11 protein-coding genes are annotated in these 11,550 nt (G+C 58.1%); 1 reads left to right on the top strand and 10 read right to left on the bottom strand.

The window, feature by feature from the left end; genetic code table 11:
- Positions 1–32: 32 nt before the first annotated feature.
- The 8 genes from GOX66_RS15530 to GOX66_RS15495 all read right to left on the bottom strand — a co-directional run bounded on the left by GOX66_RS15530 (position 33) and on the right by GOX66_RS15495 (position 6,835).
- On the bottom strand, positions 33–443 hold the full coding sequence (locus GOX66_RS15530; protein ID WP_170763646.1) for a universal stress protein: 411 nt from the start codon (positions 441–443) through the stop codon (positions 33–35).
- 23 nt (positions 444–466) lie between these two features.
- Positions 467–1,447: a zinc-dependent alcohol dehydrogenase gene (locus tag GOX66_RS15525; RefSeq protein WP_170763645.1), complete on the bottom strand. Its 981-nt coding sequence runs from the start codon at positions 1,445–1,447 to the stop codon at positions 467–469.
- Positions 1,444–2,205, bottom strand: a complete 762-nt coding sequence (locus tag GOX66_RS15520; RefSeq protein WP_170763644.1) for an SDR family NAD(P)-dependent oxidoreductase — start codon at positions 2,203–2,205, stop codon at positions 1,444–1,446. The genes GOX66_RS15525 and GOX66_RS15520 overlap by 4 nt, the downstream gene beginning before the upstream one ends.
- Entirely contained in the window at positions 2,198–3,505 is a 1,308-nt protein-coding gene (gene hisD, locus GOX66_RS15515; protein ID WP_170763643.1) for a histidinol dehydrogenase, read from the bottom strand. The genes GOX66_RS15520 and hisD overlap by 8 nt, the downstream gene beginning before the upstream one ends.
- A 12-nt stretch (positions 3,506–3,517) precedes the next feature.
- The gene (locus tag GOX66_RS15510; RefSeq protein WP_170763642.1) at positions 3,518–4,846 is read right to left on the bottom strand and encodes a TRAP transporter large permease; all 1,329 of its coding nucleotides are present in this window, start codon (positions 4,844–4,846) and stop codon (positions 3,518–3,520) included.
- Between the two features lie 11 nt (positions 4,847–4,857).
- Positions 4,858–5,370 carry a TRAP transporter small permease gene (locus GOX66_RS15505; RefSeq protein ID WP_170763641.1) on the bottom strand — a complete coding sequence of 171 codons (513 nt, stop codon included), beginning with the start codon at positions 5,368–5,370 and terminating at the stop codon, positions 4,858–4,860.
- Between the two features lie 111 nt (positions 5,371–5,481).
- Positions 5,482–6,627 (bottom strand): TRAP transporter substrate-binding protein, encoded by a 1,146-nt coding sequence (locus GOX66_RS15500; protein WP_170763640.1) that lies wholly within the window; start codon positions 6,625–6,627, stop codon positions 5,482–5,484.
- A gap of 22 nt (positions 6,628–6,649) precedes the next feature.
- Positions 6,650–6,835 (bottom strand): hypothetical protein, encoded by a 186-nt coding sequence (locus GOX66_RS15495; RefSeq protein WP_170763639.1) that lies wholly within the window; start codon positions 6,833–6,835, stop codon positions 6,650–6,652.
- 136 nt (positions 6,836–6,971) lie between these two features.
- Between GOX66_RS15495 and GOX66_RS15490 the strand changes: the two genes are divergently transcribed.
- On the top strand, positions 6,972–7,997 hold the full coding sequence (locus tag GOX66_RS15490) for a LacI family DNA-binding transcriptional regulator (protein ID WP_170763638.1): 1,026 nt from the start codon (positions 6,972–6,974) through the stop codon (positions 7,995–7,997).
- Here GOX66_RS15490 and GOX66_RS15485 read toward each other — a convergent pair.
- Together GOX66_RS15485 and GOX66_RS15480 are read right to left on the bottom strand one after the other, a co-directional pair.
- Positions 7,994–8,965: a LysR family transcriptional regulator gene (locus tag GOX66_RS15485; protein ID WP_170763637.1), complete on the bottom strand. Its 972-nt coding sequence runs from the start codon at positions 8,963–8,965 to the stop codon at positions 7,994–7,996. The genes GOX66_RS15490 and GOX66_RS15485 overlap by 4 nt on opposite strands.
- A 91-nt stretch (positions 8,966–9,056) precedes the next feature.
- On the bottom strand, positions 9,057–11,492 hold the full coding sequence (locus tag GOX66_RS15480; protein WP_170763636.1) for a GcvT family protein: 2,436 nt from the start codon (positions 11,490–11,492) through the stop codon (positions 9,057–9,059).
- Between the last annotated feature and the right edge of the window lie 58 nt (positions 11,493–11,550).

Raw genomic sequence — 11,550 nt, 5'->3', positions numbered from 1 at the left:
CCTGTTTGGGCGCTCCTGGCGCGATTGTCGGGTTAGATCCTGCGATGCACATGCACTGCACAGGCGGCGTGACGGACGACACGCGACGCGGTCGATCCAAGAAAATAGTCGCTCAGGCCGGGCTTGTGCGAGCCTATAACGATGCAATCAACGTCGTTTGTATTGGCAAACTCGATAATGGTTCGGGCGGTGTGGCCCTTGACGATTTCCGGTTTGACACCTTCCAATTTCGAAACCTTTTCGCGTAGAAGGGTGCGTGCCGCGCGGAACCCTTCGGCAACGACGTCCTTGTCCAGATAAGCACTGACCGACCCCTGCGGCATCTCATAGACATGCAGCGCTACAATCTCGGTTTCGCCCGTAGACAAGGCGCGCGCCACCTGCAACGTGTGCTGCGAGATGTCATGATCCAGCGCCATTGGAACAAGAATTTTTTTATACATGAGCCCCTCCGTTTCTGCTGGGCCTAAGCCCATGGCGTGAGGATGATTTTCGGGGCCGCAACGACCCCTTTACGCAAGTCGTGGAACGCCCTGCCTCCCTCGGACAACGCCCGCTCCTCTATCCAGTCCAACGCACCCAGACGGCCATCGAAAATAGCTTGCGCGGTTTGTCTGAAATCCTCAGCCGTGTAGGTATAGGTGCCGACAAATGTGATTTCCTGCAAGGTCATACGGCGGATATCCAGGCCACCGGTATCTTCACCCAGCCCGATATGTGCGATCACGCCGCCCGGCCGAACCAGAAGTGAAGCTCTGGTGCGAGTGAAGGCATAGCCAACCGCGTCTACTACCAAGGGGAATGTTTCGGCCGTTGTATCGACGATGTCGAAGGGTCCAATGCCCTGCAGATAGGCACGCCGCGCTTCGTTCGGTTCGACGATCACGACATCGTTCACCCCCGCAGCAGCCAGCGCCAAAGCTGCGGCCACTCCTATTGCGCCACCGCCGATCACCAGCGCTTTTCTCTCCATCCCGGAATGCAGTGCCTCAAGGCCCAACCGGACCGCGTGCCAACTGACGGCCAGCGGTTCGGCCAGAGCAGCCTTGGCAAAACTCACATGATCCGGCACTGCCACCAAGTTGGTCTCGGGCATGGCGACATATTGGGCAAACGCCCCTTCACGTGGTGGCATAGAGATAATCTGGCGATCGGGGCACAGGTTTTCGCGCCCTGACATGCACGCCCCGCACTCACCGCACGCCACCAGAGGGTTGATGGTCACGCGTGCTCCATCGCGCGCACCACCAACGATCACACCGGCAGCTTCGTGTCCCAAAATCAACGGGGCTGGTCGGCGTGCATCATGGCCGAGATAGGCGTGCATGTCCGACCCGCAAATACCCGCCGCTTCAATGCGAATGAGATGCTCGCCCCAGTTTGGAACAGCGTCGGGAACGTCCCGAAATGCTACCTGTTCGACCCCTTCGTAAACCAACGCTTTCATTTCGCGGTAAACCCCCCATCGACCATGAGAACCTGCCCCGTGACGTAACCTGAGGCTTTCGAGCACAGAAACAGGATCGGCCCGTCGATATCCTCCATCCGACCGTTACGCTGGATACAGGTCTGCGCAGCATTGCGTTCGGCGCGCCCTGGATCGTCAAATACAGCGTGCGTCAATTCTGTCGGAAAAAATCCCGGCCCGATGGCGTTGGCCGTAATACCGAACGGAGACCATGCCTCGGCCATCGCGCGGGTCAGTTGACCGATCCCGGCCTTGGTCGCGCCGTAGGCAATGCCTCCGGGAAAGGCCCGCGTGGTCTGCAAAGAAGCGAAGTTCACAATCCTCCCCCAGCCGCGTTCCTTCATCGCCGGAACAATCGCCTGACTTAGAAAAAATGGCGCGCTGAGGTTCAGCGCAACGGTCGTATCCCACCCGTCCGGTGTCACGTCGTCCGCTGTCTCGCGCGTGTTGATCCCAGCCGCATGGATGAGGATATCGGGGGAACCAAACCGGGAACTGACCTCATCTACCAAAGCCCCGATGCGCGACCTGTCCGCCACGTCCGCCACCACTGTTTCGGCGGCGTTACCGATCTCGTTTCTCAGGTCAGCCAAGGCATCGCCCCGGCGTGCTACCCCAACAACACGCGCACCGGCCGCAGCCAGAACCTGAGCCGCACGCCGACCAAGGCCAGAACTTGCCCCCGTAACACAGGCAACCCGCCCCGTCAGATCAAACAAGGCGCGCGGATCATCCATCGGCGGTCAGGTCGAACTGTTCATCGGGGAAATACTTGGCAAGACGCACGTCCGCCGCGCGGGCGTGGCCCTCCATCCCTTCCAGCCGTGAAATGCGGGCGGTTGCCACCGCAATCGGCTTGGACCCTTCCCGGGTCGCCCGCTGCCATGTGACGATTTTCATGTATTTATGGACACTTAGGCCGCCAGTATAGCTGGCTGCGCCTGAGGTGGGCAGCACGTGGTTGGTGCCTGTGGCCTTGTCGCCATAAGACACAGTCGTCTCTTCACCCAAAAAAAGTGAGCCATAGCAGGTCAGGCGATCCAGCCACCAATTCAGATCCTCGGCTTGCACGGTCAGATGTTCCGGCGCGTATTCGTCCGAGCAGGCCGCCATCTCCTCGCGATCCGGGCAGACAATCACCTCGGCATAGTCGCGCCACGCGGCCGAGGCGTTTTCCCGGTTCAGTTCCGGCAGGTCTTCGATCAGTGTCGGAACCAGTTCCATGACTTTTTGCGCCAGTTCGCGATCATCCGTCACCAACCACACCGGCGAGTTATACCCGTGTTCTGCCTGGCTGACCAAATCCGTCGCCACCACATGCGGATCCGATGTGCCGTCGGCAAGGATCAGGCTGTCGGTCGGTCCGGCAATCATGTCGATGCCAACCTTGCCGTAGAGGATGCGCTTGGCCTCGGCCACGAACTGATTGCCTGGCCCAACAAGGATATTCGCGCGCGGCAGGCCAAACAGACCATAGGTCATCGCAGCCACGCCCTGTACGCCACCCATGGCCAAAATGCTGTCGGCACCGCAGATATGTGCAGCATAGACAATTGCCGGTGCGACGCCCTCACCCGGACGCGGTGGAGAGCACGCGGTGATGTGCCGGCACCCCGCGACCTTGGCTGTTGTGACGGTCATGATCGCGCTGGCGATATGGCTATAGCGCCCACCGGGCACGTAACACCCTGCTGCATCCACCGGGATCGCTTTTTGACCGGCTATGAAACCGGGTACAATCTCCATCTGCACGTCGGAAACCGTGGCCTTTTGCGCTTCCGCGAACCGGCGCACGTTGTCGTGGGCAAATCGAATATCTGCCTTCAGCTTTTCCGGGACCAATGCGATGGCGGCGTCAATCTCGGCCTGAGTCAACAGCACGTTGCCCTCGTATTTGTCGAATTTGGCCGCATATTCAATCGCCTTGGCGTCGCCCCCGGATTCGATGTCGCCGAGGATCGTCTTGACCGTCTCATGTACTTCGGTGGCGTGGGATTGCGGGGTCAGCGTTGCTTTTTTCAAATATTCGCGCGGCATAGTCAGCGGGTCCTATCGGTAGATTTCAGGAAGCAGAGTAGTCGAAACCGCCGGAATATAGGCGATCAAAATGACGACAATCAGCATGGTCAGAACGAAGGGCACCGCGCGCGCGGCGATCTTCAGGATGGATTCACCCGTGATGCCGGACACCACGAACAGGTTCAAACCCAGCGGTGGCGTGATGAAACCCACGCCCAAAGCGGTGATCATCATGATGCAGAACTGAATCTCGTTCATGCCGATGTTGTCCGCCAAGGGCTTCAGAATGGGGGCAAGGATGACGATATTCGGCGTCGTTTCCATCACGCAGCCCGCAGCAATCAGGATGCCGATCATCAGCAGGATCAGCAAATAGGGGTCATCGGTCAACGAAGTGATCGAGGCCACAAAGCCCTGAGGGACGCCCATGATCGCCAGCGCCTCGGCCAAGGGAGCTGAGAAGGCAATGATCGGCAGGATCACTCCGTTCACCTTGGCCGAACTGACCAACATCGAGGGGAAGTCGGCCAGTGTCAGCGTGCGCAGGATGAAACCCATTATGATGGTGACAACCACGGCGGTCGCTCCGGCCTCGGTCGGCGTCAGGCGACCCGAAAAAATACCGTAGAAGATGATCCCCGGCACGATGAATGCATACCAGCCGGACTTGAGCGCTGTGCCCAGATTGGCCAGCCACTCGCCCATCGTCATCATACCTCCACCCTCATAAGCGTAGAGTCGGTTCATGATGATGTTGGTGATCAGTATCGATACCAGAATAGCCAGGCCGGGGATCAGCGCCGCAAGGAACAATGTCGAGGCGGAAATGCCCAGCACCAGACCAATAATGATATAAGCAATGGACGGCGGGATCAGGATGCCGGTGCAGGCCCCGGCCGCAACCAACGCACAGGCGTAGGGACGCGGATAGCCACTTTCGACCAACCGATTGATGGTCATGCGCCCCACGGCGGCGGCGCCAGCCGCGTCCGAGCCGGAGATGGCCGCGAACATGCCGCAGACCAGAACGGTGGCCGAGCCGAACCCGCCCTTGGCGAAACACGTCAACGCTTCGGCCACGTCCAGGAATTTGCGCGACAGGCCAGTGCGGACCAGCACGTCCCCGGTCAGGATGAACAGGGGCACAGCAGTCAGGGCAAAGGCGTCGATACCGGTGAACAGGCTTTCGCCAACTAGGCTCAGCGGCAGATCGCCGGACACGATCAGCATGACGATTGCGGCCGACCCAATCGCAGCCCAGACCGGAACGGCCAGCGCGATGAGACCCACGAACATGATCACAGGCAGATAGAAAGCCCACCCCAGCTCGACCGTTTGATTGAGAGAACTCCAGAGCATCCTGCCTCTCCTCAGTCAAACAGCTTGTCGCCTTCGAAAACGGGCGTGCCGTCACGAAGGGATTTCAGATCGCGCAGGAAAGATTGGATCAGCCGCCAGATCATCAGCGCAAATCCGGTGGGCACCGCCATCAGGAACCAGACTTTGGACACCCGCAGCCCGTCCGTCACCGAGCCGAACTTGGCCGAGACATGTACGGCCTCGAAAGACCAGTAGAGCGCGATTATGGCGACGACAAACATCACCAGATCACCGAATATATACAGCAGCGCCTTTGGGCGCGGCCCGAGGTAGTGCATGATCACGTCGATGCGGATATGGGCGCGTTCCTTGACCGCAGCTGCGGCCCCGATCCACGCAAGGTATATGAAAGAATAGCGGACAATTTCCTCGCCCCAGATCGAGGAAAACGCAAATATTTCCCGCCGCAGAACCTCGATGGCCATCGTAATGACCAGCATCACGTAGAACACCAGCAGCAGCCAGCGTTCGGCATTGCGGTCTATGTTTTGAAGAACGGTCATCTTATCCCTCGGCAAAAGAGCAGTCAGGCGTTGGCCTTCTGTCACGGGCCGGTTCAGACCTGACTGCTAAGGAAGATCGCGGGCAAATTGGTTGCACCCGTCGGCTTGGTATTATGCGTCGTGGACGAAGTACTTGCCTTGCGTTCCAGCCGCCTCGACCAGCTTTTCGAAGTTGTCCATCGATCCGGCCAGCTCAGTCTTGAACGGATCCCATTCCGAGCGCTGATAGCCGCCAACGTCCTGCCATTCCGCCAACTGATCGTCGTTCAGCGACTGGAACTGCACGCCCGCCCTGTTTAATTCGGCCATGGCATAAGCCCGGGCCGAAGGCACTTTGGACAGGTTCTGATGGCTGGTCATCTCTGCCCCCCACATGATGCCTTCCTGCACGTCCGCAGGCATCGAATTGAACCATTCGAGGTTACAGGAATAGACCTGACTGTCCGGTACGGCCTGAGTAAAGGTCACGTGGCTGAGGATATCCTTGAAGCCAAAGACATAGAGCGCACCAACCGAGGGATCGAGCGCATCGGCCACACCTTGTTTGATCGCCGAAGGCGTCTCGCCCCACGCCACCGGTGTCGGGTTCGCACCGACCATGCGGTAGTATTGCTGCAGCATCTTCGAGCCGGGCACGCGGAACTTCACGCCGCTCATGTCGCCCGGAGTGACGATGGCATTGCCACCCTGGCGAACCGCTACAACCCGCGGGTCAATCACCACATAGAACAGTGCCTTGAATCCGGCGGCTTCGACTTTTGGATGGACTTCGTTTTTCCACGCGTCCGAATGCACCAGATTGGTGAACCGCTGATTCGAACCGCACAGATACGGCATGTTGATCAGGTCAACAGTCGATGCAAATGGCGCAAAGTTCGACAGCGAGTGTTGTGCGGCCTGGATCGTACCGCCCTGAACCTTCTGTACCAAAGCACCACCTGCCCCCAATTGCCCGCCCGGAGCCAGCTTGACGTAGACTTTGCCATTTGTTGCGTTCTGGATGTTCTCTTTCAGATCCAGTTGCATGATCGGGTAGCTGCGCGATGCGCCCAGTACGTAAGCGGTCGCAACAGTCATGACGTGGTCAGCCGCGCTCTCACGTTCCTTCTCTTCCTTGGCGGTCTGTGCCACGGCTTCGGATGACCAAAGTACGCCGCTTGCCCCCGCGACCAATGCTGCGGTGAATGCGCCACTGGCGCTAAGCTTCAGAAAATTACGGCGCTCTTCTGACGCCAGTTCACTTTTGTCGTTGTTCATCAATTGCCCTCCCAAGCAAAATTCAGCTGTCGCTTTCTGCGTCGCGGTCAGCCTCCTTTTTCAGAATTGCGACAACGAACAGGATCGACGCCGCGAACAGGACCAACATTTCTCCTACGTCCCCAAGAAATGCGCTGCTGGCAAACGCCCCCAGCGCCACGTTCGCAAAGTAGATGGCAAACACGATGATGGATGCGGTCAGATACATTTCCCGGACTCCCTTGGAATCAGTCCAATGCCATTTGTAAGCGCTTACATGAGAAATGCAAGCGCTTACATATCTGCTTTCCTTGAGGTGCGGTTGCGTTTAGACTTATAGGCAAAGGTGAATTGCGGATTTGGAAATGTCGAAACTTGGATCAGTGCCGACACTGGATGATGTGGCCAAAATGGCCGGTGTTTCGACGGCAACCGTATCGCGCTGCCTGAACAATCCCGACAGGGTAGTCGAAGCAACGCGCCAGCGCGTTCTGACGGCGGTGGATGCGCTGGGGTACACACCCAACTTTGCCGCCCGGGTCATGGCCGCCAAACGGTCATCCACAATCGGTGCGATTATTCCAACCATGGAAAACGCCATTTTTGCGCGTGGCCTGCAGGCGTTTCAGGAAGAACTGCACCAACACGGCTATACGCTGCTGGTTTCAAGTTCTGCATACAAACCCGACATTGAGGATGAACAAATTCGCACTCTGGTAGCGCGAGGGGCCGACGGGTTGCTGCTGATCGGCCACGACCGCGACCCGCATATCTACGACTATCTTGAACAGCGCAAAATTCCGGTACTTGTTGCGTGGTCTTTTCAGCCTGACGCGCAGATTCCCTCAGTTGGCTTTGACAACCGCGCGGCGATGTTTGAACTGGCGAACCATGTCATTGGGCTCGGCCACAGGCAAATCGGCATGATATCCGGCGTCAGCGCGGGCAATGACCGTGCGTACCTTCGGATCGAAGGCGTTCGGGATGCAATCAGCCAGAACGACATGACACCTTCGAACCTTACAATCATCGAAACTCCCTATGATATCGACAACGGCGCCGAAGCTTTTACCCAACTGATGTCACAGGAGACACCGCCAACAGCAATCCTGTGCGGTAACGATGTTCTGGCAGTCGGTGCTGTGCGCCGAGCCCAGGAAATGGGCCTGAAAGTGCCTGAGGATATCTCCATCACCGGGTTCGACGATATTGAACTGGCGCGGATCGCCTCCCCTGGTCTGACGACCGTACATGTCCCGCATCGGGAAATGGGTCGGCAGGCTGCATTGGAGTTGGTTGAAATGGTCGAAAACAAGGCGATTAGCGCAGGGCTGAGACTGGATACAAAGATCGTTGAGCGCCAGTCCCTTGGGCGGCCGGCCCATGCCTAGGTACCTTCGGCTTCCAGCGTAACGAATTCGTCCTTCAGCCAAAAATGTGCTTTGCACATCGGATCGGTAAAGTGCTGCCGGATCAGATTTACCATGACCTTCTGGATTAGTTTCGAGGTGGTTTCCGGATAAACCTCGGTCGTGAACAGTGACACCGTTCGAACGAAATTTCTGCCCGGAAACGGTATGACTTTGACACTGTCATGAAACCTTTGGGCACGATGGAAACAAGCCGCCGTGGTGATCGCCCAACCACTGCCTTCGGCGACGAGGCCGGTAATGGATTGGTTGCATTCCAACTCAAACCGGTTGGGCAAGTTGTATTTGTTGCGCGTAAGCTGGATTTCGATCTGCTTGCCGATCATGTAATCCCGCGAATATCTCAGCAGGGGCAGATCGGAATCCGGTGTGAAAAGTCCTTCGGGATCGCCCTCGAACGAATTGGGCAATATCACCACAAACGGGTCACGCATCAGTGGGTATTCGATCAGGCCCACCGTTCGTTCGGACGGACGGGTGGCGACCCCGGCGTCCAGCTTGTGTTCCTGCAGTTTTGCGATGATCTCATGGCTCGGGCGCGTATAGTGTCGGAAATTACACCGCGGCAGAGCATGGGCCAGAAATCGGAACAGATCAGGTGCGATCTGATTGTCGAAATCATCGATCAATGCCAACCGCAGGTCTGTCGCATGGCGCCAGTTTCCCGAACGAATTTCGGCCTCGCCTCGTTTGAGAACTGTCAGACCGTCGCGAACATAGCGCGCGAAAACTTCGCCTGCGGGCGTCAACCCCATTGGGCGACGTCCATGATCGACAAGGTCAATGCCCAGCGCGGCCTCCAGACTGCGCAGGTGGTTTGAAACGGTGCTGATGGACAGCCCCGTTTCGGATGCGACTTTCTGGATCGACCCTGACTTGGCAACCAGCCGGAACACTTCCAGCCAACGCAGGCTCAGAGATTTTGACATCTTGGACGCCCATTGTTTCGATTGGATCGAAACAAGCGAAGCAAAAATTTGCACTTGCGGCAATGGTGAAGTTGTACGGGACGCGGAGGTATCACATTCGCAACCGTTCAAAATCCGGATCATAGGGCGACGGCGGTATGACCAAGGCACGGGCGCGTTGCCCACAGGAATCCAACTCCATTTCGCATCCCACGTCAGCCAGCCCGGGATCAACATACCCATGCGCCAGGTTTAGGCCGGTGCGATGCCCCCAATCGCCCGAAGTGATTGTGCCAATAACTTTTTCGCCCAGCATCAGGGACGCCCCCGGATGCGCGGGTCGTTGCGCCATACCGATTTGCAATGCAATCAGCTTTTTTCGCGGGCCTTCTGACTGGCGCTTCATCAGAGCATCGCGCCCAACGAATTCGCCTTTACCCAACTTGACGAACCGATCCAATCCAGTCTCGAACGGATCAAACTCGGTAATCAGATCGGCCTTCCAATGCAGAAAGCTCTTCTCCATCCGCATGGACTCTACCGCCCGCGCGCCGAACAGTTTTAAGCCGTGCTCCTCCCCTGCCTGCCGCAACGCAAGGTAGGCCGCATAGAGCGACGCATTGGGAACGTGGATTTCATAGGCCATTTCGCCCGAAAAACTGACACTCATGACCGTGGCCGGAGCAATACCGACAAAGCACTCCCGAACGCTGAGCCATGGAAACGCGCCAGCGGACCAATTCCCCCGGGCGCAGGCAGACAAAACATCACGCGCTTTGGGACCTGCAAGGATCAGGATGGTCTGATCGTTGGTCAGGCTGCGCAGGTGAACGTCTTCATCCGCCCTCAGGTGTTGGCCCAGCCAGTCCATGTCGTGAAATTCGCTGGCCGCGGCAGAGCCATACCACAGCCGGGCCGGTCCCCGGTCGCTGGCAGGAAGGTTTGCAATGGTCGCCTCGGCTTTGACCATCCCGTGATGGTTCAGCAGATAGCCCAACCCCACCCGGCCGTCGCGCCGGATGACAGTACCGCAGAACATCCGGTCCAGAAAAGTGCGCCTATCTGCCCCTGTGATCTCAATCCGATTGAACCCGTTAACCTCGGCCAGCCCGACGCCGGTCTGAACATTCGCGACCTCGGCCGCGACCAGATCGAAGGTTTCGTCAAAATCGAAACTGAGAGTGGGTGAAAAACTAGTGTTGGGCTTGATGTAATCCACCCTCTCCCATCCGTTGACCACAGTGAACTCGGCCCCTTCCGCCGCCAATACAGGTGTCAGAGGGGTCGTTTTGGCCGGTCGCCCTGCAGGCCGGTGTTCGTGCGGGAAATGGAACCGGAACTCGTTTTGATAGTCCTCAATCGCCTTCAGCGCTGTCAGTTCCACATTTGCATGAGCCGCAAACCGCCGGGGGTCGAGGCACCATGTGTCATAGCACGCCTCACCATGCACGATCTGCTGGGCCAGCAGCCATCCGTGGCCGCCACCTTCGCCCAAACCGGCCCGCAGACCGATGATGCAGAACGCGTTGCGCTTGCCTGGTATCTGCCCGACCAGTGGTGCCCCGTCGATTGTGTAAGTGATCGGACCGTTGACTACGGTATGAATCCCGACCTCCATCAGAGCGGGCATCCGGGCGAAAGCGCCTTCCAGAACATCCGTAACGCGATCCAGATCATCCGGGCACAGGGCATTGACGAAGTTTGGGTCGATCCCGTCCATGCCCCAGGTCTTGCAGTCCTGCTCGTAAAACCCCAGCAACAGGCCGTTCTTTTCCTGCCGACAATAGTAATCGCTGATCGGGCACCGCAGCAGAGGCATCCTGTGGCCCGCATCCCGAATGGCCGCAATCTCTTCTGTCAGAAAATACTGGTGCTCCATGGACGAGACCGGATGATGCACGCCCATCATCGCACCGACTTCATTGACCCGGTACCCGCAAGCGTTGACCACGATGTCGCAATCGATGTCTCCAAGTTGTGTGTGAACGGTCCAGGTATCGTCGCCGTGCTGCGTCAGCTCTGTTACCGGAGTGTTGCGATAGACCTCGGCCCCTGCCCTCCGCGCCCGACGAGCCAACGCCTGACACAGCTGCGCGGGGTCGATATCGCCATCCAGCGGATCCCACAAACCGCCGATCAGGTTCTCGGTCGAGATCAGCGGATGACGACGGGCACATTCTTCGGCATCGATCACTTCGAAATGGACTTCCATCCCCCTGGCCATCGACGCGAAATGGCGATAGCCCTGCATCTGCGCTTCGGTGTTGGCCAGACGGATGCCGCCATCGCCATGGTGGTAGTTGATCGGGTAGTCCGGGTCTTCAGCCAATTCCTTGTACAAATGGATCGAGTGGGATTTCAGCCCCACCATCGTCTGGTTCATGCCAAAATTCGTCACCTGCGCGGCGGAATGCCAGGTGGTGCCCGAAGTCAGTTCATTCCGCTCGACCAGAACCACATCTGTCCACCCCTCCTGTGTCAGGTGGTACAGCGTCGAACATCCGGCGATCCCGCCGCCGATCACAACAACTTTGGTGCGCGACTTCATTGGCACTGCTCCCTCTTTCATGGGCTCAGTCTTGCGGAATTACCGGTTTGGCCGACAA

This window comes from Ruegeria lacuscaerulensis, from assembly GCF_013031245.1.
GTDB classification, from domain to species: Bacteria; Pseudomonadota; Alphaproteobacteria; order Rhodobacterales; family Rhodobacteraceae; genus Ruegeria; species Ruegeria lacuscaerulensis_C.
The sequence above is the reverse complement of the archived record's forward strand: the minus strand, read 5'-3'. Positions and strand labels throughout refer to the sequence as shown.